Annotated in this window: 19 protein-coding genes; 10 read left to right on the top strand and 9 right to left on the bottom strand. The window is 68.6% G+C overall.

From position 1 onward, the window contains the following. Positions 1 to 125: 125 nt before the first annotated feature. A complete protein-coding gene (locus tag ACYQ5L_RS34300) occupies positions 126 to 1253 on the top strand; it encodes a transglycosylase family protein (protein ID WP_459962350.1) in 1128 nt (375 codons plus the stop codon). Here ACYQ5L_RS34300 and ACYQ5L_RS34295 read toward each other — a convergent pair whose 3' ends face one another. After that, entirely contained in the window at positions 1254 to 2018 is a 765-nt protein-coding gene (locus ACYQ5L_RS34295) for an SDR family NAD(P)-dependent oxidoreductase (protein ID WP_459963631.1), read from the bottom strand. Positions 2019 to 2229: 211 nt separating this feature from the next. On the opposite strand from ACYQ5L_RS34295, the gene ACYQ5L_RS34290 reads away from it, so the two are divergent. Genes ACYQ5L_RS34290 through rsmA form a run of 4 tightly spaced genes read left to right on the top strand, consistent with a single transcriptional unit; the run spans position 2230 to position 5621 of the window. Next, complete coding sequence (locus ACYQ5L_RS34290; protein ID WP_459962349.1) at positions 2230 to 3393, top strand: lipase family protein; 1164 nt, start codon at positions 2230 to 2232, stop codon at positions 3391 to 3393. Positions 3394 to 3402: 9 nt separating this feature from the next. Next, positions 3403 to 4563, top strand: a complete 1161-nt coding sequence (locus ACYQ5L_RS34285; protein WP_459962348.1) for a lipase family protein — start codon at positions 3403 to 3405, stop codon at positions 4561 to 4563. 13 nt (positions 4564 to 4576) lie between these two features. Further along, a complete protein-coding gene (locus tag ACYQ5L_RS34280; RefSeq protein ID WP_379196423.1) occupies positions 4577 to 4711 on the top strand; it encodes a hypothetical protein in 135 nt (44 codons plus the stop codon). Positions 4712 to 4739: 28 nt separating this feature from the next. After that, entirely contained in the window at positions 4740 to 5621 is an 882-nt protein-coding gene (gene rsmA, locus ACYQ5L_RS34275) for a 16S rRNA (adenine(1518)-N(6)/adenine(1519)-N(6))-dimethyltransferase RsmA (RefSeq protein ID WP_459962347.1), read from the top strand. 66 nt (positions 5622 to 5687) lie between these two features. Here rsmA and ACYQ5L_RS34270 read toward each other — a convergent pair whose 3' ends face one another. From ACYQ5L_RS34270 to ACYQ5L_RS34250, 5 genes are all read right to left on the bottom strand, one after another. Beyond that, positions 5688 to 6206, bottom strand: coding sequence for an LpqN/LpqT family lipoprotein (locus ACYQ5L_RS34270; RefSeq protein WP_459962346.1), 519 nt, complete (start codon positions 6204 to 6206; stop codon positions 5688 to 5690). A gap of 202 nt (positions 6207 to 6408) precedes the next feature. Continuing rightward, complete coding sequence (locus tag ACYQ5L_RS34265) at positions 6409 to 8646, bottom strand: heavy metal translocating P-type ATPase (protein WP_459962345.1); 2238 nt, start codon at positions 8644 to 8646, stop codon at positions 6409 to 6411. A gap of 1 nt (position 8647) precedes the next feature. Then, positions 8648 to 9553 (bottom strand): hypothetical protein, encoded by a 906-nt coding sequence (locus ACYQ5L_RS34260; protein WP_459962344.1) that lies wholly within the window; start codon positions 9551 to 9553, stop codon positions 8648 to 8650. Beyond that, positions 9554 to 9760: a heavy-metal-associated domain-containing protein gene (locus ACYQ5L_RS34255; protein ID WP_379196413.1), complete on the bottom strand. Its 207-nt coding sequence runs from the start codon at positions 9758 to 9760 to the stop codon at positions 9554 to 9556. Positions 9761 to 9883: 123 nt separating this feature from the next. After that, positions 9884 to 10495 carry a TetR/AcrR family transcriptional regulator gene (locus ACYQ5L_RS34250; RefSeq protein ID WP_459962343.1) on the bottom strand — a complete coding sequence of 204 codons (612 nt, stop codon included), beginning with the start codon at positions 10493 to 10495 and terminating at the stop codon, positions 9884 to 9886. Positions 10496 to 10574: 79 nt separating this feature from the next. On the opposite strand from ACYQ5L_RS34250, the gene ACYQ5L_RS34245 reads away from it, so the two are divergent. The 3 genes from ACYQ5L_RS34245 to ACYQ5L_RS34235 all read left to right on the top strand — a co-directional run bounded on the left by ACYQ5L_RS34245 (position 10575) and on the right by ACYQ5L_RS34235 (position 14252). Continuing rightward, positions 10575 to 11327, top strand: coding sequence for an SDR family oxidoreductase (locus ACYQ5L_RS34245; RefSeq protein WP_459962342.1), 753 nt, complete (start codon positions 10575 to 10577; stop codon positions 11325 to 11327). A gap of 64 nt (positions 11328 to 11391) precedes the next feature. After that, on the top strand, positions 11392 to 12330 hold the full coding sequence (locus ACYQ5L_RS34240; RefSeq protein ID WP_459962341.1) for a 4-(cytidine 5'-diphospho)-2-C-methyl-D-erythritol kinase: 939 nt from the start codon (positions 11392 to 11394) through the stop codon (positions 12328 to 12330). Between the two features lie 119 nt (positions 12331 to 12449). Further along, positions 12450 to 14252, top strand: a complete 1803-nt coding sequence (locus tag ACYQ5L_RS34235) for an ABC-F family ATP-binding cassette domain-containing protein (protein WP_459962340.1) — start codon at positions 12450 to 12452, stop codon at positions 14250 to 14252. Positions 14253 to 14258: 6 nt separating this feature from the next. On the opposite strand, the gene ACYQ5L_RS34230 is transcribed toward ACYQ5L_RS34235, so the two are convergent. Both ACYQ5L_RS34230 and ACYQ5L_RS34225 read right to left on the bottom strand, forming a co-directional pair. Next, positions 14259 to 15131, bottom strand: a complete 873-nt coding sequence (locus ACYQ5L_RS34230) for an Abi-alpha family protein (RefSeq protein WP_459962339.1) — start codon at positions 15129 to 15131, stop codon at positions 14259 to 14261. After that, positions 15128 to 16450 (bottom strand): DUF445 domain-containing protein, encoded by a 1323-nt coding sequence (locus tag ACYQ5L_RS34225; protein ID WP_459962338.1) that lies wholly within the window; start codon positions 16448 to 16450, stop codon positions 15128 to 15130. Before ACYQ5L_RS34225 ends, ACYQ5L_RS34230 begins: the two co-directional genes overlap by 4 nt. Before the next feature lie 310 nt (positions 16451 to 16760). Between ACYQ5L_RS34225 and ACYQ5L_RS34220 the strand changes: the two genes are divergently transcribed. Together ACYQ5L_RS34220 and ACYQ5L_RS34215 are read left to right on the top strand one after the other, a co-directional pair. Continuing rightward, positions 16761 to 17642, top strand: coding sequence for an Abi-alpha family protein (locus ACYQ5L_RS34220; RefSeq protein WP_459962337.1), 882 nt, complete (start codon positions 16761 to 16763; stop codon positions 17640 to 17642). Positions 17643 to 17769: 127 nt separating this feature from the next. After that, entirely contained in the window at positions 17770 to 18294 is a 525-nt protein-coding gene (locus ACYQ5L_RS34215) for a nuclear transport factor 2 family protein (RefSeq protein WP_379196398.1), read from the top strand. Positions 18295 to 18722: 428 nt separating this feature from the next. Here ACYQ5L_RS34215 and ACYQ5L_RS34210 read toward each other — a convergent pair whose 3' ends face one another. Continuing rightward, positions 18723 to 20342 carry a peptide chain release factor 3 gene (locus tag ACYQ5L_RS34210; RefSeq protein WP_459962336.1) on the bottom strand — a complete coding sequence of 540 codons (1620 nt, stop codon included), beginning with the start codon at positions 20340 to 20342 and terminating at the stop codon, positions 18723 to 18725. Positions 20343 to 20360 lie beyond the last annotated feature (18 nt).

Genomic DNA, 20360 nt, shown 5'->3' with positions numbered 1-20360 from the left:
AGTGCGATCGTGATTAACCTGCGGTTCGATATCGCCCCGTGATTTTCGTTGCCGCAGTTCGGCGCGTATCGGTTGTCAATTCATGACCCCCTCGTTATCGTACTGTGACCATGCCGGGATTTCCGATGAACGCTCTTGCGAAGATCAACTCGTCGCGCTCGCCGCTGCTGTACGGCGCCATCGCGGCGATGCTGGTCACGCTGATCGTCGGCGCGGGCCTGGCCATCGTGAACAAGAAAAGCGTCACGGTGGTCGTCGACGGCCAGAAGCTCACGCAGAACACGATGTTCGGCGATGTGCGCGGCGTGCTCAAGGACGCCGGCTACACGCTGTCCGACCGCGACGACGTCTCCCCGTCCGCGGGTGAGCGGGTCGCCGACGGCGCCACCATCACGCTGAACCGGGCCCGTGAGGTCTCGCTCGTGGTGGACGGCAAACCGTCCAAGGCGTGGACCACCGCGCTCACCGTCGCCGAGGCCGTCGTCAAACTGGGTCTGCCGCACGATGTGTGGACCTCGCCGTCGCGGCCGAGCCCGCTGCCCCTCGAGGGCGCGGCCATGCTCATCACCAACCCGCGCACCGTGGAGCTCTCCGATATGGGCGGACCGCTCGGCCTGGTGCGCCTGGCCGCGCCCACCGTCGGCCAGCTGCTCGAGGTGCAGGGCGTCCCGCTGGCCAATCAGGACTCCGTGGTTCCGGCCGCCGACACCCCGCTCACCGACGGCATGAAGATCACCGTCACCCGCAAGGTCGTCGAGAACCGCGTCGAGCGCCTTCCGCTCGACCCGCCGGAGAACGTCATCGAGGACCCGACGCTCAATATGAGCCGCACCATCGTGGAGAACCCGGGCGTGCCCGGCGTCCACGACGTCACCTTCGCCGTGTCGATCGTGAACGGGCATGAGGCGGGCAAGGATCCGATCAGCTCCACGGTGATCACGCCGGCCGCGCCGAAGACCGTCCGCAAGGGCGCCAAGCCCGGCACCGAGGTGCCCGAGGTCAGGGACGGCGCCACCTGGGATGCGCTGGCCAAGTGCGAATCCGGCGGCAACTGGGCCATCAATACCGGCAACGGCTACTACGGCGGCATCCAGTTCGACCAGAGCACCTGGGAACGCCAGGGCGGTTTGCGCTACGCGCCGCGGGCGGATCTGGCGACCCGCGAGGAGCAGATCGCCATCGCCGAGGTGACGCGCGCCCGTCAGGGCTGGGGCGCCTGGCCCGCCTGCACCTCCCGCATGGGGTTGAGCTAGCTACATCAGCGCCCCGCCGTCCACCCGGAGTTCGGTGCCGGTCATATAGCGGCCGTCGTCGGAAGCCGCCATGGCCACCACGCCGGCGATGTCCTCGGGCTTGCCCAGCATGCCGCCCTCCAGCCAGCCGGGCAGGCGGGCCAGCAGGGTCCAGTCGGCGTCGGCCGGGAGGTTCAGGCCCGAGGTGATGCCGGTGCTGATGCCGCCGGGGACGATATTCACCGCGCGCACACCCTTTTTCACGTATTCCAGCGCGAGCGCGTGGGTGAGCGCGTTGACGCCCGCCTTCGACGCGGCGTACGCGGCCATATACGGCACCGAGCCGAAGGCCGAGGTGGAGGAGAAGTTCACGATCACGCCGTGACCGGAGTCCACCAGGGCGGGCAGCGCGGCCTGGCACATGAGGAAGGTGCCGGTGAGGTTGACCGTGATCACCTGATTCCAGGTCTCCAGCGGCATCTCATGGGTGTGGGCGGCACGCATGATGCCCGCGGCATTGACGAGAACGTCCAGGCCGCCGAGGAATTCGAGGGCCGCGGCGGTGGCGGTGCGCACCGATTCGGGGTCGGCGACATCCAAGGGGACGGTGTGCAGCCGATCGCGTTGATCGGCGGGAACGGCCTCCACGGTGGCGGCCAGGCCCGGTTCGTTGATATCGGCGGCGACCAGTTGCGCCCCCTCCTCGAGGAGCCGCAGGGCGACCCCCTGCCCGATGCCGGAACCGGCACCCGTGACTAGTACTCGACGGCCATCGTATCTGCGCAACATGGCGAGAAATTAGAACAAGTTACAACGATCGTCAATGGTATCGCCCATCTCTCGGGGACTCTCAGCGGCTTCGCCCCCGAACCCCCGGAAGCGTCGCGGATTATGGCAGATCGCTTTGCCAGAGATTTCTCAAACTGGGCAAGTGATCAGATCTATAAACTCGGCCCGGCACGCACATTGTCTGAGGGTCGGGCCTGATGGAGGATTCATGCGGTTGTTCGATGGGCGCACGCGGATTTTCACCGCGGCCGTAGCGGCGACAGGGGTCGTATTGATCGCCCCCGGAGCCCCGGCGCAGGCGGCGTCGGCGGGCGCGGTGATCGAGGCGAGCGCACAGAGCGGCTTCCGCGGAATATCCAATGCCTACATCGTCGACTACTGGACCACCCGCTCGAACGGTGAACCGGTGCAAGCCAGCGGTGCGCTGTACCTGCCGGACGGCCCGGCGCCCGCGGGCGGCTGGCCGATCCTCGCCTACGACCACGGCACCTCCGGTCTCGGCCCGGGCTGCGGCGGGCAGACCGACCTCACCGCCGCCAATGGCGGCCGTGACCGCGAGAGCGCCATGCTGCGGAAACTGGTCGGCAAGGGATTCGCGGTCGTGGCGCCCGACTATCTCGGGCTGGGCCGCTTCGACACCGGCCCGCATCCGTATCTCGAAACCCGCTCCGAGGCGAGCGCCACCATCGATCTCGTCAAGGCCGCCCGCGCGGCCCGGTCCGACCTCTCGCGCACCTGGTCGGTGATCGGCTTCTCGCAGGGCGGGCATGCGGCGCTGAGCGCGGCGCATCTGCAGCAGTTCACCGCGCCCGACCTGGATTTCCGCGGCGTCATCGCCTCCGATCCGGCCTCCGATGTGGAGAAGGTGCTGCCGTACCTCGGCCCGGGCGTGCCCGCGGTGCCGGGCGAGAACGGCGCCGCCGTCAATGGATTCGTGGTCAGCATGCTGGTGGGCCTGCGCGAGACGCATCCGGAACTCGATGTGGACAGCTACCTGACCCCGCGCGGACGGCAGGTGCTCGACGACTCCGCGGCCCTGTGCTTCCTCGACATCATGAAGTCGGTCGAAGGGGTGTCCATCGGGGAGATGCTGAGCCGGCCGCTCGACGATCCGCGCTTCCGCGCCGCCGTCGACGAGTACATGATGCTGCCGACCGCCGGCTACGACGCGCCGATATTGTTGCTGCTCAATGCCACCGATATCGTCGTGCCGTCCCCGCTGCACGCCGCCCTGGCCGCGCAGCTCGCCGCGAACGGGGTGCGGTACGAGACCGTCGTGGGCACGGGACAGCACACGGAGCTGAATCCGCAGATGTGGGCGGCCATCGACGCCTTCACCGATCGGATTCTCGCCACGCCCCCGCGACCCTGAGAGGGATTCATGCGATCGACCGGCGCGCTCGCGCGGTACCTGACCATTGCCGCGCTGGCGGCGAGCACGCTGTTCGCGCTCCCGGGCGCTCCGGCGCGGGCGGACGCGCCGGGCACGCTGATCGCGGCGACCGCGCAGCCGGCCGGATTTCACGATCAGCCCAATGGCTCGGTGCTGACCTACTGGACCACCCGCTCCACTGGCGAACCGGTGCGGGCCAGCGGCGCGCTGCTGATTCCCGAGGGCCCCGCGCCGGCGGGCGGCTGGCCGATCATGGCCTACGACCACGGCACCTCCGGGCTCGGCGCGGGCTGCGGCGGCATGAGCGGACCGGATCCGGTGAGCAGCCAGAACACCGACAATCGGATCCGGTATCTGCTCTCGCGCGGATTCGCCGTCGCCGCACCGGATTACCTCGGGCTGGGGCTGTTCGACACCGGGCCGCATCCGTATCTCGAGCTACGCACCGAGGCGACCGCCACCATCGATATGGTCAAGGCCGCGCGGGCGGCGCGGCCGGACCTCGCGCGGACCTGGGCGGTCACCGGGTTCTCGCAGGGCGGGCACGCGGCACTGGGCGCGGCGAACCTGGCGGCGAGCCTGGCGCCCGAACTCGACTTCCGCGGGGTCATCGCGGTCGATCCGGCCTCGGATATCGAGAAGTTCGTGCCGCTGCTCGGGCCCGGCGTGCCGGCGCTGCCGGTGGCGCAGAGCAATGAGGCCGTCGGCCTGATCGTCAGCATTCTGGCCGGACTGCGGGAGGTGCATCCGGAACTCGATGTCGACGGCTATCTGACCCCGCGCGGCCGCGAGGTGCTGGATGCGGCCGCGAGCCAGTGCTACTACGACATCGCCCGCACCGTCGGCGGTTCCGCCATCGGCGAACTCCTCGCCCGGCCGCTCGACGATCCCGGCTTCCGGGCCGCCGTCGACGCCTACATGCGGATACCGACCACCGGCTACACCGCGCCGATCCTGTTGCTGCTCAATGCCGCCGACTATGTGGTGCCCTCCCCGCTGCACGCCGCCCTCGCCGCGCAGTTCAGCGCCGCCGGCGTGCAGTACGAGTCGGTCGTCGGCACGGGCTCGCACGTGCAGCTCTCCCCGCAGATGTATGCGGCAATGGACGAGTTCACCACCCGTATGCTGGCAAGCCCCACCGTGTCCTGAAAGGAATCCATTCATGTGTCAGCCTGTCCGCTGCTCCTGCGGTAAGACCACCTGGTCCGGTTGCGGCGAGCACATTGCCGAAGTCCAGGCGATCGTGCCCGCCGAGCAGTGGTGCGCGGGCCATCAGGACGCCACCGAAGACAACTGACCGGGCGGTGCTTGATAGGTTTCGGAGAATGTCCGACACCGAAATCGCTGGTCGAGGTAAAGCCGCCCTGCTGGGTCCCGCCGAAGTGCGGGAGCTGGCGGAGCGATTCGGCGTACGCCCGACCAAGCAACTCGGGCAGAACTTCGTCCATGACGCCAACACCATGCGGCGGATCGTCGCCACCGCCGGCGTCGGCCGCGACGACGTGGTCCTCGAGGTCGGGCCCGGCCTGGGATCGCTGACCCTCGCGCTGCTGGATGTGGTCGACCGCGTGGTCGCCGTGGAGATCGACCCCACCCTGGCCGGGCATCTGCCGCAGACGGTGCGCGACCGCGCCCCCGAACTCGCCGACCGCCTGCACGTGGTCGGCATGGATGCCATGAAGGTGACCCGCGCCGACCTTCCCGCCGAGCCCACCGCCCTGGTCGCCAACCTGCCCTACAACGTGGCCGTCCCCGTCCTGCTGCACCTCATGGCCGAATTGCCGAGCATCCGAACGGCTCTGGTCATGGTGCAGCTCGAGGTCGCCGACCGCCTGGCCGCCGAACCCGGCGGCCGCATCTACGGCGTCCCCAGCGTGAAGGCGGGCTTCTTCGGCACCGTCCGCCGCGCCGGCACGGTCGGCCGCCAAATCTTCTGGCCCGTACCGCAAGTCGAATCCGGCCTGGTCCGCATCGACCGCTTCGCCGAATCGCCCTGGCCGCAGGACATCGAGTTCCGGCGCACGGTCTTCGCGGTCATCGACGCCGCATTCGCCCAGCGCCGCAAAACCTTGCGCGCCGCCCTGGCCTCCTGGGCCGGTTCCCCCGCCGATGCCGAAAAGCGCCTCGTGGCAGCCGGAATCGCCCCCACCGCGCGCGGTGAAACCCTGGACACCGCCGCCTTCGTCCGCCTCGCCCAACAGTCCTAGCGCACGAACAGGGCCGCCCGAACCGAAATCCGAGCGGCCCAACCGGGATTCCCCGAACCAGGGTTGCTAGGCCGAGATCGTCAGCCCGTTCACAATGGCGGCCGCATCCCCACCGTCGTGCTCTTGCTTGGTGGTCACGGTCAACTGCACCAAATACTGCTCCGCCCCGACCCCCACCACGATGTACCGGTTGTAGGCCCACAACGTCAGCGGCTCCACCACATAGGTCCCGGTGATCGCACTCGACGGATACCCCGCGAACTCCCCACTGTCGGTATCGATATCCCGCCACTCCGGCAGCCGGCGCGCATCGGTGAACCCGCACTCCAGCAGCTCGACCGCATTCACCGTCTCCGACAACTTCCCCAGCAGCAGCACCGCATTATCGGCCCAGCCGCCCTCGGGCGCCGTAGCCCACACCCCGTACGCCCCGGGAAAAGCCGCCGCCGGCACCTCCTGCCACCCCTCCGGCACCGGCATCGAAATCACCGGCGCCCCCGGCGTACCCGCCTCCACAGCGGCAACCTGCACCCCCGCGGCAGCCAGATACTCGGCAAGACTCGGCAGCGAACCGGTCGACGTCATGGGATCTCCTTCTCGGCTTCACGGGACAGACGGTCGCGCTCACGCAGCGTAGGCGGCGTGAACCAGACCGCCGCATCCGGGCGGGCCACCAACCCCCGCCATCTCGGCCCCCTTGCTGAAAACATGAAGGTGGGGCGGATCGGAAGCCGCCGGGCGAACCGACGCTATCGACCCGCCCCACGGATCAGCAAATTGTGGTCACTCAGTTGAAGCGGCGCAGTCTGAGGCTGTTGCTGACCACGAAAACGCTGGACAGGGCCATGGCGGCGCCGGCGAGCATGGGGTTCAGCAGGCCGGCGGCGGCCAGGGGGATGGCTGCCACGTTGTAGCCGAAGGCCCAGAACAGATTGCCCTTGATGGTGCGCAGGGTGGCTCGGGACAGGCGGATCGAGGTGGGGACGGCCCGGAGGTCGTCGCGCACCAGGGTGAGGTCCGCCGCCTGGATGGCCACGTCGGTGCCGGTGCCCATGGCCAGGCCGAGGTCGGCTTGGGCGAGGGCGGCGGCGTCGTTGACTCCGTCGCCGACCATGGCGACCACCTTGCCCTGGTCCTGGAGCTTCTTGACCACGTCGAGCTTGTCGCTGGGGAGGACCTCGGCGATGACCTCGTCGATGCCCACCTGGTCCGCGACGGTGCGGGCGGTGGCGGCGTTGTCACCGGTCAGGAGGACGGGGGTCAGGCCCAGCGCGCGCATTTCCGAGATCGCCTGGGCGCTGGTCGGTTTGATGGCATCGGCGATCACGAGGATGCCGCGGGCCTCCCCGTCCCAGGCGACCACGATGGCGGTCTGGCCCGCTTGCTCGGCTGCGATCTTGGCCTCGGCCAGCGCCTCGGGCAGCTGGATGGACCAGTCGTCGAGGAGTTCGGTGCGGCCGATGACGACCGCGCGCTCGCCGACCAGGCCCTGGACGCCCTTGCCGCCGTGGCTGACGAACTGGTCGACCTGTTCGGTGTCGAGGCCGCGGTCCTCGGCGCCGTTCACGACGGCCCTGGCGACCGGGTGCTCGGAGCCGTGCTCGACGGCGGCGGCCACGCTGAGCAGCTCGTCGGGGTCCACGCCTGCGGCCGGGATCACCTCGGCGAGAGTCATTTTGCCGGTGGTGACGGTGCCGGTCTTGTCCAGGACGACGGTGTCGATGCGGCGGGTGGACTCCAGGACCTGCGGGCCCTTGATCAGGATGCCGAGCTGGGCGCCGCGACCCGTGCCGACCAGGAGCGCGGTCGGGGTGGCCAGGCCCAGGGCGCACGGGCAGGCGATGATGAGCACCGCTACCGCCGCGCCGAAGGCGGTGGCGACGGCCGCACCGGTGCCGAGCCAGAAGCCAAGGGCGGCAACGGCGATGGCGATGACGATCGGGACGAAGATCCCGGCGACCTGATCGGCCAGGCGCTGCACGGGCGCCTTGCCGTTCTGGGCTTCCTCGACGAGCGAGGCCATTTGGGCCAGCTGGGTATCCGCGCCGACGCGGGTGGCGCGGACGGTCAGCAGGCCGCCGGCATTGACGGTCGCGCCGACCACCTGATCGCCGGGACCCACCTCGACCGGTACGGACTCGCCGGTGAGCATACTCATGTCGACGGCCGAATTACCGTGCACCACAACACCGTCGGTGGCGACCTTCTCGCCGGGGCGGACCAGGAATTCCTCGTCCACCCGGAGATCGCTCACGGGGATCCGGGTTTCGGCGCCGCCACGCAGCACCGACACGTCCTTGGCGCCCATTTCCAGCAGGGCCCGCAGGGCGGATCCGGCCTTCTCCTTGGAGCGCGTCTCGAAGTAGCGCCCGGCCAGAATCGCCGTGATCAGGACCGCCGCCACCTCGAAGTACAGGGCGGAGGAGGAGTCGCCGCGGGTAATGGCAAGGCTGAAGGGGTGTTTCATGCCGGGGTGACCGGCGTCGCCGAAGAACAGCGCGTAGACCGACCAACCGAAGGCGGCCACGGTGCCCAGGGAGATGAGGGTGTCCATGGTGGCCGCGCCGTGCTTGGCATTGACCCAGGCCGCGCGATGGAACTGCGCGCCGCCCCACACCACGATGGGCGCGGTGAGGGTCAGCGACAGCCACTGCCAGTTGGTGAACTGCAGGGCCGGAATCATGGCCATGGCCACCACGGGGATGGCCAGCGCCAGGCTCACCAGCAGGCGGTGCCGCAGCTGCCGGGTGGCCGTCGGCGCCGGATCGCCTTCGGGCTCGGCCGTCTTCACCGGCTCGGTGTGGTGCACGCTGGCGGTGTAGCCGGTGTCGACGACCTTGGCGATCAGATCGTCGGGCGTCACCGAGTCCGGGAAGCTGACCTTCGCCTTCTCGGTGGCGTAGTTGACGGTGGCGGTCACACCGTCGATCTTGTTGAGCTTCTTCTCGATTCGAGAGGCGCAGGAGGCGCAGGTCATGCCACCGATTTCCAACTCGATCGACCGCTCCGGGGCCGGCGCGCTCATGTCAGTGACCTCCTCCGTGCTCTCCGTGCCCGCCCGGCTCACTGGATACCGGTGCGGCAGTGGTCGTCTCATTGGTGAATTCCGCGGTGTGCACCTTGCCGCCGTGCTGGAAGTCCAGGTACAGGCGGTACCGGCCGTCGCTCGGCGCCTGCGCGTGGAAGGCGACGTCCGGCCCGGGCGGGGTCTTGCCGACCGCGCCTTCGGGGTGCACGTGCAGGTAGGCGAGATCGCTCGCCCGCAGCGCCACCAGGTGCGCGTACGCGCCCAGGTAGGGCTGGAGATCGGTGACCGGCTTGCCGTCGCGGGTGACGGTGAACTTCAGCTCGCTGCCCGCGGTGGTCAGATCGCCGGTGAGGGTGACCTGGTAGCCGTCCACCTCGGCGGTCTTCGACGGAACCGGAAGCGGCTTGGCCGCAACGCTTCCCGCCACGGTGACGATCCGGCTCAGGGTGAGTTCACCCGGACCGCCGGCGGGGGAGAAGTCGGCGAAGACCCGGTAATCGCCGGGCTCGGCCCACTTCCAGTCGATGGACCAGGTGCCGTCCGCGGCGAGTTCGGGATGCACGTGCCGGAACTGGCTCGCATCCGAACGCACCACGATCAGGTGCAGGTTCTTGTCGTGCAGGGTGTTGTACTTCGTGACCGCGCCCTGCGGTCCCTGGATCTGGAACCGGAGCGCGCCTTGCTGATTCGGGGCCGCCGGGGCGGTGATCTCGCCGAGGCGGTAGCCGGACTCGCTGTCGAGCAGTCCGGGCGCCGCCTCGGTGGCGGCGGGTTCGCCATGCGCGGTGGTCGTGGCCGGAGCCGGCTCGGTCGGGTCGCCCACCAGGGCGCCGATGCCGAGCGCGGCCCCGAACAATACGACCAGTCCGCCGCCGAACGCGGCGAACTTCAGTCGATCGTTCATTCAGCCCACCACCTGGTATCCCGCTTCGTCCACGGCGGCGGTCACATCGGCATCGGCGATCGGGGCGCTGGACTCGACCTTGACCAGCCCGCTGGCGAGGTCCACGTCGACACTGGTGACGCCATCGATCTTGCCGATCTCCTTCTTGACCGACCCGACGCAGTGGCCGCAGGTCATTCCGGTGACGGTGTAGGTGCTGGTGGCCATGTCGACTCCTTCTCGCGGTTGATACGGTGCGGGGGTATCCCCGACACCGAGAAACATACCCCCCATGGGTACCTGGCGCAAGTGGTTCGCCGGAGGAATTCCCCCGTCGCGACCCCGTCGAACTCAGTCGCGGGGGGCCGTGGGCCGCGGCAGGGCCCGAAGTGCCAGTTCGGCGACCCTTTCCAGATCCTCGCGGCTCGCCCCGTCACGGGCGGACTGTGACATGCCCTGCATCATCGAGGCGGTGAAGCGCGCCAGCGCCCGCGCATCGGTGTCGGCGGGCAGTGCCCCGGCGGCGACGTCGGCCCGCAGCGCCTGCTCGAAGGCGGCCACATTGTTGTTGCGCATCTCCTCGAGCCGGGCCGCCACCTCGGCATTGGTGGTGTTCAGCCCGGCGCTGATGATCATGCAGCCATTGGGCTGACCGGGCTGGGTGTACTCCACGGCCGCCTCGCGCAGGGTGCGCCGGATGGCCGCGATACCGGTCGGCTCCTCGGCGAGCGCGCGCCCGGCGAAACCGCCGTAGCGCCCGCCGTAGAGATCGATGATCTCGTCGAACAGCGTCTTCTTGTCCCCGAAGGCCGCGTACAGGCTCGGCGCCCCGATACCGAGCTCGGCGGTGAGGTCGGCAATCGAGGTCGCCTCGTACCCCTTGCGCCAGAACAGCCGTAATGCCTTGTCCAGCGCGGTATCTCGATCGAAGGACCGGGGACGGCCCCGGGTGGGAGTGGCCATACCTGCAATTTTATAGCGCTCGCTAAATAATGTGCTACGGTCCCTTCTGTAACGATCACTAGAGAAATGGAGCGGGCTCATGGGCGCACTCACCGGCAAGACGGCACTGGTCACGGGCAGCGGACGCGGCATCGGCCGGGCCATCGCGGAACGACTCGGCCGCGACGGCGCGCGCGTCGGCGTGCACTACAACGGCAATACCGCCGCCGCGAAGGAGACGGTCACCGCGATCGAGGCCGCGGGCGGCTCGGCCTTCGCCATTCAGGCCCCGCTGGGCGTGCCCGGTGACGCCGAGGCGCTGTGGGCCGCCTTCGACGCCCACGCCGACGGGCTCGACATCCTGGTCAACAACGCCGGCATCGACGGTGTCCGGGAACCCATCGGGGGTACCGAGGAGGCCGAATTCGACCGCGTCTTCGCCGTCAACACCAAGGCCCCGTTCTTCGTCACCAAGCTGGGCCTGGACCGGATTCGCGACAACGGCCGCATCGTGAACGTCTCCACCGGCCTCACCCGGGGCTCGCACATGCCGGAACTGATCGCCTACTCCATGACCAAGGGCGCGATCGACGTCTTCACCGCGACCCTCGCCAAGGAGGTCGGCGCCCGCGGCATCACCGTCAATGCCGTCGCCCCCGGAGTCATCGACACCGATATGAACGCCGGCTGGCTGCGCAATGACGCGACCTGGGCCGCGGTCACCGAGTACTCCCCGCTGCGCCGCGTCGCCGGCCCCGCCGATGTCGCCGACATCGTCGCCTTCCTGGCCTCCGAGGATTCGCGCTGGGTCACCGGTCAGTGGATCGACGCCACCGGCGGCGCGCTGCTCTGAAAGGCGTTCGGGGGCGCGGCCCCCGAGCACCCCGGGAGCGGGCTTCCCCGATTAGGCTTGGGCCGTGCTGTCAGTTGTGCCCAGTCCCGTCGTCGTGCGCGCGCCCTCCAAGGTGAACCTGCACCTCGGGGTGGGCGATCTCCGCGACGACGGATACCACGACCTCACCACGGTTTTCCAAGCGCTCTCGCTCAGTGACGATCTGCGGATCTCGCCGGCCGCCTCCCTCACGGTGAAGGTGTCCGGCGAGAGCGCCGATCAGGTGCCGACCGATCGCGGCAACCTGGTGTGGCAGGCCGCCGTGCGGTTGGCGCCGCTCGGCGGGCGGGCGCCGCTGGTGGAAATCGCCATTGCCAAAGGCATTCCGGTGGCGGGCGGCATGGCGGGCGGCAGCGCCGATGCCGCGGCGGCGCTGGTGGGCCTCAACGATCTGTGGGAACTGGGCCTGGGCCGCACTGAATTGTCCGATATCGCAGCCGAACTCGGCAGCGACGTCCCCTTCGCCCTGCACGGCGGCACCGCACTGGGCCGCGGTCGCGGCGAGAAGCTGCTGCCGGTGTTGTCCCGCAACACCTTCCACTGGGTGCTCGCCCTAGCCAAGGGCGGTCTGTCCACCCCCGCCGTCTTCCGCGAACTCGATCGCCTGCGCGCAGCCGGCGACCCGCCGCGCCTGGGCAGCCCCGAGGACCTCATGCAGGCCCTGGCCTCCGGTGACGCGAAACAGCTGGCGCCCTTGCTCGGCAATGATCTGCAAGCCGCCGCGCTGTCGCTGAAGCCGGAACTGCGGCGCACCCTGCGCGCGGGCGTCTCGGCCGGAGCGCTGGCCGGCATCGTCTCCGGCTCCGGACCCACCTGCGCCTTCCTCTGCGACAGTGCGGAATCCGCGGTGGCCGTCGCCGCCGAGCTCTCCGGCGCGGGCGTGTGCCGCAGCGTCCGTACCGCCCACGGCCCGGTCCCCGGCGCGCGGGTGATCAGCGATACGCCCGATACCCCGAAGCGCTGAGCCGCGCGCCCGCGGCTGCTCCCGGCCGAGCGGATCGGGGGTGATCCTCGGCGATCGGTACGCTTGCTCAGGGCAAGCATCTTCGTTTTGCCTGGGAAAGCATCGACTACAGAGGACCCATGGCCAACCTGATCAACCTTGAAGCGGTCAATAAGAGCTTCGGCATCAAACCGCTGCTGGACAACGTCTCCCTCGGCGTGCAGGAGGGTGAGCGGATCGGGGTCGTGGGTCTGAACGGCGGCGGCAAGACCACGCTGCTGGAGGTGCTGACCGGACTCGAACAGCCGGACAGCGGCCGGGTCAGCCGGGTCGGCGGACTCCGGATGGCCGTGGTCACCCAGCGCGGCGTGCTGCCGGACGGCGCGACCGTCGGCGAGGTGGTGCTGGCCGGTCTGGCCGCCGACGCCATGACCGATGGCGTGGCCGAGCACGAGTGGGCCTCGAACCAGCGCATCCGCTCGATCGTCGAGGGCATCGGCATCGCCGACCTCGGCATGGACACCCCCGTCGCCAACCTCTCCGGCGGTGAACGCCGCCGCACCGCACTGGCCGCCGCCCTGGTGCGCGAGCTCGATCTGCTCGTGCTCGACGAGCCCACCAACCACCTCGATGTCGAGGGCGTGCAGTGGCTGGCCGAGCACCTGCTCTCCCGCCGCAGCGCCCTGGTGGTCGTCACCCACGACCGCTGGTTCCTCGATACCGTCGCCACCCGCACCTGGGAGGTCCAGGGCGGCAAGGTGGAGACCTACGAGGGCGGCTACAACGACTGGATCTTCGCGCGCGCCGAACGCGCCCGCCAGGCCGATGCCAGCGAGGCCCGCCGCCAGAACCTGGCCCGCAAGGAGCTGGCCTGGCTGCGCCGCGGCGCGCCCGCCCGCACCTCCAAGCCGCGCTACCGCATCGAGGCCGCCGAGGCGCTCATCGCCAATGTCCCCGAGCCGCGCGACTCGGTCTCGCTGGCCTCCTTCGCCCGGAAACGCCTGGGCCGCGTGGTGATCGAGCTCGAGGACACCACCCTCGCCACGCCGGACGGCCGCGAGCTGGTGAAGGACCTGACCTGGCGGCTCGCCCCCGGCGAACGGGTCGGCCTGGTCGGCGTGAACGGCTCCGGCAAGACCACGCTGCTGCGCGCCCTGGCCGGTGACGCGGAGCTGAAGTCCGGCAAGCGCATTCAGGGACAGACCGTCAAGATCGGCTGGCTCCGGCAGGAACTCGACGATCTGCCCCTGGATATGCGTGTGCTGGAAGCCGTTCAGGACGTGGCCCAGCGAACCATGCTCGGCGACAAGGAGATCACCGCCAGCCAGCTGGCCGAGCGCTTGGGCTTCACCCCCGCCAAGCAGCGCACCCCGGTCGGCGATCTCTCCGGTGGCGAACGCCGCCGCCTGCAGCTGACCCGGATCCTCATGAGCGAGCCCAATGTCCTGCTCCTCGACGAGCCCACCAACGACCTGGACATCGACACGCTGCAGCAGCTGGAGGACCTGCTCGACAACTGGGCGGGCACCCTCGTGGTCATCTCCCACGACCGCTACCTCATCGAGCGCATCTGCGACTCCACCTGGGCGCTGTTCGGCGACGGCAAGCTCACCAACCTGCCCGGCGGCATCGAGGAGTACCTGAAGAAGCGCACCGCGCTCATCGCGGCGAAGTCCGGCGCCGCCGCCAAGGCCGCCCCGGCCGCGAACACCGCCGCCCCCGCCACGGATTCGGCCGCCTACCGGGCGGCGCGCAAGGAGCTGGCCAAGCTGGAGCGCGCCATCGAGAAGCTCACCGAGCGCGAGGAGAAGCTGCACGCCAAGCTCGCCGAGGCCGCCACCGACCCGGACAAGCTCATCACCCTGGGCGCGGAGCTCAAGCAGGTGCAGGCCGAGAAGGAAGCCGCCGAGGAGCGCTGGCTGGAACTGGCCGACAACGCCTGATCCGGATCAGCCGTGCTGTTCGAGCGTCCCTTGATCCAGCACCGGCACCGGCAGGCAGGTCCGCACGAATCCCGCGCCGAACGAGGTCAATTCGATGGTGCGGTAGAGCACTTTCGTGCCGAACGAGGTGCGCTTGAGTAATCGGCGCACCTCGGGCAGCGCCTCCAGCAGCTGGTACCGGTTCGGATTGCCGAGCGGTTCGCGGGCGATATCGGTGAGGCCGAGGCGGTCGAGATTGGTGAGGTACTCCTCGACGCGATTGGGATAGCGCAGCCCCGCGTCCTCGCCCAGCAGCGTGAATTCGCCCCGGCTGCTGGTGCGGCCGGTGCGGACGGCCAGCAGCGGCTGCGGACCGTCCAGATAGAGGAAGCGGATGATGCGGGCCTCGTCCGGCGCCAGCTCGCCCAGGATGCGGGCGTAGGCGGGATGCAGGTGAGTGTCGTCCTCGGACTGGAAATCGGCGGAGCGGCGCAGCAATTCGGCGCCGCGGGCACGGAGATCGGTGGGGGAGCAGGGTTCCGGCGCGGCGGCGGCCGTACTGACCGGGGCGGTGACGCCGAGCGCCTCGCGGACCGAATGCCGCACCTGCGCACCGGCTTCGGAGAGGATGTCGCGCGGGGCCTGGCCGGTCATACTGCCGCGCAGGACCACCGAGGTGACGCCGAGGGTGGTGCGCAGGCTCCAGAAGCCGGCCTCCACCGCGGCCGATACGGCCACGCGCGCAACGCCGGTCGCGGTGCGCACGGTTCCGGTCAGGGCTGCCGAAGACCGACCGGGCGTCCGCTCCGAGACCGGCACCGGCAGCGGTGCGGGCTCGCGCAGCGCCAGCTCGGTCGAGGTATCGACGGGATCGTCGTCGCCCGAGTCGGTTTCGGTCATATCCATGTCGTTGCCACTCCTGTGCCGAAGATCAGGATGTGAGCGTAACCGGCGAAGAGCCCCAGCACGCCGCCATGGACGAACAAAAGCCATTCGTCTTGTTTGATGGCCGATCGCAGCATGTCCACGAAGTCCGGCGGCTCCAGCGCCGACATTTGTTTGGCGATGAACTCCGAGACCTGCTTGCCCTGCTGGGCGTTGAAGGCCGGGTCGGCGAAGGCGATGGGCGCGATGTTCTTGGCCTCGGCGGTGAAAGACGCCTGCAGCGAGTCGTATTCGCGCCCGCCCAGCATGAATTTGACCGCGCCGCGGGCCGGTCCCAGCGCCCGGTCAGCGGCGGGCCGCAGGGTGTCCTCCAGCATCTGGATGGTGCGGTCCGAGCGCGGGCCGTTGAGCATCTCGTCGCCGATATTGGCGATGGTCATGACCTGGGTGGAGACCATGTCCGCGTACCCCTCGGTGATCTCCGACTGCCGCTTCACCAGCAGCCCCTGCCGCCACGGGCACCACCACTTGGGATAGGCGGGCACGAAGATCAGGTTGATGCCGACCCAGTTCACCACCCAGCCGATGATCACCCCGCCCAGCGGCAGCACCAGCAGCGCCGACCATCCGGTCCAGTGCAGGATGCCGACCAGCACCAGGCCCATGGGCGCGCCGAAGTAGAAGCCGAAATTCTGCATGAACCGCAGTTCCTTCTGTCCCAGCACCTGGAACAGGCTGTTCAGCAACTGCGGCCGCGCCTGGAAGTAGCGAATGACCATCTGCTTCACGTCGACCAGTTGATCGATGTTGTTGCCGATTTCCTCGGTGAGTTCCCGGAGAATATCGGGGAGTTGCTCCTTGACTCGCTGATGCACCATCTCGCGGACCCCGCTGGGCAGGTTGTACCAGAGCTGCGGATGCTCGCGCTTCAGGATGTCTTCGACGATGTCGCGAATCTGTAGTTCCGCGGTTTCGGTGAAATGCTCGGCGAGCTTGTCCGGCCCGAGTTCGCGAAAGAAGTCCCCGACGTTGCCGAGTTTCGCGAGTCCTTTGTCCACCGCGATGGACGCCATCTTGTCCGCACGTGAGGGCACGATCCCCTGCCAGCCCATGCGCCCGTCGTACTGGAGCAGCGGTAGCACTTGAATTCGTTTGGGCAAGTACGGAAACAGGGCCGCGAGTCCCGGAACCCGGATGCCGTGGAAACCGATCGGTTTGAACAGCATCAGCACGCCGGTCCAGTTGGTGATGTAGCCGATCACGCCGGTGAACAAGGGAATTGTGATCAATTCCAGCACAATTGTCGGGTGAACTCCGAAGACGCTCTCTAGCACGACACCCTCCTGCCGACCCTGCACCGGTACTGCCGCCGGCGTACACACCCCATCGGCATCCCGGACCTTACTGTGAGTTCAGGAATCGAGTCCAGTGGTGTCTGGGTCGGAGATCTCGGTCACACTGCTTCATCCTGATGTTCCGATCCCACGATGGGACCACGAGAATGGCGGGGACCACATCCATATCGGCGGCGATACGGGGGGTGGGGGGTCATGCGGGCGGGTCTTGCCGGGTTCGGCGTGCCTCGGATCTGTCGGCGGCATAATCTGTGGACGGTTAGTTCACCTGGCGATATTCGGAGACGACGTGGCAGACGACAGGACCGGACAGGAAGTTGTGCGTCCGGGTTCCCGTGCCGTGGAACGCAGCTCGGATGTGGAGAAGCGGCAGATCAGCAATGAGGCTCGGCTGATCCGCGGCGCCTTCCGGGCCGCCGGGCTGGCCGTCGGTACCGCTGTCCGCGGTACCGAGTGGGCGGTCGGCACCAGTTTCGAGATCACCAAACAGCTGACTCAGGCGGCGTTGGACGGGGAATCGTCGGCCGATATCGCGGAGCGCACGGGGGCGGCGCTGCGGTCCATCGCGCGCAGTGCACTCGGCGTCACCGAGGGGTCGGTGCGCGAGATCGTCAGCTATGTGCCGACTCCGATGAACGGCACGTCCGGGCAGCAGGCCATCGCGTCGGCGAGCCTGGTGCGCTCGGCCACCAGCGATGAACTGCGCCGCCGCGGCGACGCGCTGCTCGCGCGCTCGGCCGATGTGTACTTCACCGAGGATGTGCATCCCGCCTACGACCGCATCCTCGATCAGCTCGCGCCCGATGAGGCGCGCATCCTGCGGTTCATGGCCCTGAACGGCCCGCAGCCGTCGGTCGACGTGCGCACCAATCGCCCCCTGGGCATCGGCTCCGAGCTGGTGCAGGGCGATCTGACCTCGGTGCCGGAGCAGGCGGGCGTGCGCTACCCGGACCGGTCGCGGCACTACCTGATCAACCTCAGCCGGCTCGGGCTCACCATGACCTCCGATGATCCGGTGGTGCTGTCGCGGTACATGGTGCTGGAGGTGCAGCCGGTGGTGGAGCAGGCCCTGAAGAAGGCCGGGCGGGTGCCCAAGATCGTGCGAAAGAGCTTGCGGCTGACCGAGTTCGGCGAGGACTTCTGCAAGACCTGCTTCAGCATCAACGGCTGACCGACCGGCCCGGCGCCCCGCACCCCCGCCCGAATCGGGGCGCGGGCGTACCTGGCTGATAGCGATACGGTACAAATCTGCCTCAATCGGCAAAGGATTCCGCATACCTGATGGGATTGTGGATGGTATGGATTCCGATGCGGTCGCCGCGATCAGCCGGCTGAAGTTCCGGTATCTGCGTGCCCTCGACACCAAGTCGTGGGAGGAGTTCGCCGACACCATGATTCCGGAGGCGACCGCCACCTACAGCGAGTACCTCCAATTCGAATCGCGCGACGCCTTCCTCGCCTTCATGCGCAACACCCTCGGTCCGCACGTCATCACCGAACACCGCTGCGACCACCCGGAAATCGACGTCGACGGCGACAATGCCACCGGAACCTGGTACCTGGCCGATACCGTGCTCATCCCCGGCCACAACATGCTCCTGCGCGGCGCAGCCTTCTACTCCGACCAGTACGTGAAGTGCTCCGACGGCCAATGGCGAATCGCCCACACCGGCTACGAGCGCACCTACGAAGTGGTGCTATCCCTCTCGGACTTACCGAGCCTGCGTTTGACCAGCAGCCGCTGGGGGCTGATAGCCCGCGACCCCGCAGACACGCCACGCACCGAGCCCCTGCCTCCCGATGCCACGGGGACGATGGGTTGATCGCGGGGGCTTCGCCCCCACACCCCCTAAAAGAAGGAGAAATTTGGGGGCAAGCCCCCAAACCCCCAAGTGGAGGGCCGGGCCCGCGACCCGGATAGCCGCGAGCGGGCCGCCCGGTGAAGCCGAGCGCCGGTCCGGGTCCCCAGCCCGTCCGGTTCCCAGCGTGTCCTCATCCCAGATGTCCGCCGCAGGCGAACTGTCAATAAACGGCAGGGACGACAGCTGGTGCATCAACTGTGTGGGTTCGGGGCCGTCTCGATTTTGGACTGAGTGGAGCGTGCGTCGGAGCGGGGGAGCGAAGCGGAGGAGCTCCGGCGTGCGCGGAGGGAGGGAAAAATCGAGACCTCCAGGCCCCGAACCCCGCCGGAGCGAAGCGGAGGCAAATTAAACACAGCCACGAGCGTCCCTGGTAGGAAACCGCTCCCCACCTACTCCGTACCCGCCACCAGCAGCTCGAGCGTCAGCTCAGGCATTTCCTTCTGGATGTATTGCAACCGCCACTTGTCGCTGAAAAGCGCCAAGAGCGCCCCATCCGTACGAGTGAAGACCTCAACCCCACGCTGCCGGTTGAGTTCGGCGGCCGAGGCGGCGTCGGTGCGGCGGGCCAGCTGGTACGGAAGGTGATCCAGCTGGGTTTCGACGTTGTACTCGCCGAGCATGCGGGCGGTCATGACTTCGAACTGCATGGGCCCGACCGCGGCCAGGACGGGGGTGGCGTCGCCGCGGGTGTCATTCCGCAGGATCTGCACGACCCCTTCGGAATCCAGCTGTTCGATGGCCTTACGGAACTGCTTGTATTTGCCCTGGCTCTGGGCGCGCAGGGTGGCGAAGTGCTCGGGGGCGAAGGACGGGATGGGCGGGAACTGCACCTTCTTGTCCACGAACAGGGTGTGGCCGGGGGCTAGCGCGGTGGCGTTGACCAGGCCGACGACATCGCCCGGGTAGGCCGTGTCGACGGTGGAGCGTTCACGGCCGAAGACGGTCAGCGCGTATTTGGTGGCGAAGGGGCGGCCGGTCTGGGCGTGGGTGACGACCATGCCGCGCTCGAATTCGCCGGAGACGATGCGCATGAAGGCGAGGCGGTCGCGGTGGGCGGAGTCCATGCCGGCCTGCACCTTGAAGATGACCGCGCTGAAGGGGTCGGTGGTCTCGCGGGGGGTGCCGTTGATGTCTTTGCGGGGCCGCGGCGCGGGGGCGAGTTCGACGAGGGTGTCTAGGATCTGCCGGACGCCGAAGTTCAGCATGGCGGAGGCGTAGATGACCGGGGAGGTGTGGCCGGCCAGGAAGAGTTCCTGGTCGTGGTCCTGGCCTGCGGCGGAGAGCAATTCGCTCTCCTCGGCGGCGGTGGTCCAGGCGTCGCCTTCGCGTTCTGCGGCCTGCTCGGGGGTGTAGTGCTCCTCGGGCGCGATGGTCGCGCCGCCCGCGGTGCGGGTGAAATGGATGTATTCGGTGGGCGCGCCCTCCTCGCCGCGGCGCAGCAGGCCGCGGAAGTCACCGGCGATGCCGACCGGCAGGAACAGCGGGGTCGGGGTGAGGCCGATGCGCTCGACGATCTCGTCGAGCAGTTCCAGCGGCGCCTGACCGGGTCGGTCCCATTTGTTGATGACGGTGATCACCGGGATGCCGCGGTCGCGCGCCACCTGAAAGAGCTTGAGCGTCTGCGGTTCCAGGCCCTTGGCGGCGTCGATGAGCATGACCGCCGCGTCGACGGCGGTGAGCACCCGGTAGGTGTCCTCGGAGAAGTCGGAGTGTCCGGGGGTGTCGACCAGATTGATCACGCAGTCCCCGTATTCGAACTGCAGCGCCGTCGAGCTGACCGAGATGCCGCGGGCCTTCTCCATCTCCATCCAGTCGGAGACGGTGGCCTTGCGGCCGCCCTTGCCGTGCACCGCGCCGGCCTCGGAGATGACCTTGGCGTGCAGCGCCAGGGCCTCGGTGAGCGTCGACTTACCGGCGTCCGGATGCGAGATCACCGCGAAGGTGCGCCGCCGCGCCACCTCGTCGGCCAGCCCGGATGCGGTGGTCGCGTTGGTGGTCGGGGAACTCACGGGGGACTCCTTTTGCAG

This window comes from Nocardia sp. IFM 10818, from assembly GCF_054655275.1.
The sequence above is the reverse complement of the archived record's forward strand: the minus strand, read 5'-3'. Positions and strand labels throughout refer to the sequence as shown.

Bases quoted from the DNA above. Each gene is read 5' to 3' on its own strand.
- ACYQ5L_RS34300 (WP_459962350.1), top strand. From the start codon at position 126: ATGAACGCTCTTGCGAAGATCAACTCGTCGCGCTCGCCGCTGCTGTAC.
- ACYQ5L_RS34290 (WP_459962349.1), top strand. From the start codon at position 2,230: ATGCGGTTGTTCGATGGGCGCACGCGGATTTTCACCGCGGCCGTAGCG.
- ACYQ5L_RS34285 (WP_459962348.1), top strand. From the start codon at position 3,403: ATGCGATCGACCGGCGCGCTCGCGCGGTACCTGACCATTGCCGCGCTG.
- ACYQ5L_RS34280 (WP_379196423.1), top strand. From the start codon at position 4,577: ATGTGTCAGCCTGTCCGCTGCTCCTGCGGTAAGACCACCTGGTCCGGT.
- rsmA (WP_459962347.1), top strand. From the start codon at position 4,740: ATGTCCGACACCGAAATCGCTGGTCGAGGTAAAGCCGCCCTGCTGGGT.
- ACYQ5L_RS34270 (WP_459962346.1), bottom strand. From the start codon at position 6,206: ATGACGTCGACCGGTTCGCTGCCGAGTCTTGCCGAGTATCTGGCTGCC.
- ACYQ5L_RS34265 (WP_459962345.1), bottom strand. From the start codon at position 8,646: ATGAGCGCGCCGGCCCCGGAGCGGTCGATCGAGTTGGAAATCGGTGGC.
- ACYQ5L_RS34260 (WP_459962344.1), bottom strand. From the start codon at position 9,553: ATGAACGATCGACTGAAGTTCGCCGCGTTCGGCGGCGGACTGGTCGTA.
- ACYQ5L_RS34255 (WP_379196413.1), bottom strand. From the start codon at position 9,760: ATGGCCACCAGCACCTACACCGTCACCGGAATGACCTGCGGCCACTGC.
- ACYQ5L_RS34250 (WP_459962343.1), bottom strand. From the start codon at position 10,495: ATGGCCACTCCCACCCGGGGCCGTCCCCGGTCCTTCGATCGAGATACC.
- ACYQ5L_RS34245 (WP_459962342.1), top strand. From the start codon at position 10,575: ATGGGCGCACTCACCGGCAAGACGGCACTGGTCACGGGCAGCGGACGC.
- ACYQ5L_RS34235 (WP_459962340.1), top strand. From the start codon at position 12,450: ATGGCCAACCTGATCAACCTTGAAGCGGTCAATAAGAGCTTCGGCATC.
- ACYQ5L_RS34230 (WP_459962339.1), bottom strand. From the start codon at position 15,131: ATGACCGAAACCGACTCGGGCGACGACGATCCCGTCGATACCTCGACC.
- ACYQ5L_RS34215 (WP_379196398.1), top strand. From the start codon at position 17,770: ATGGATTCCGATGCGGTCGCCGCGATCAGCCGGCTGAAGTTCCGGTAT.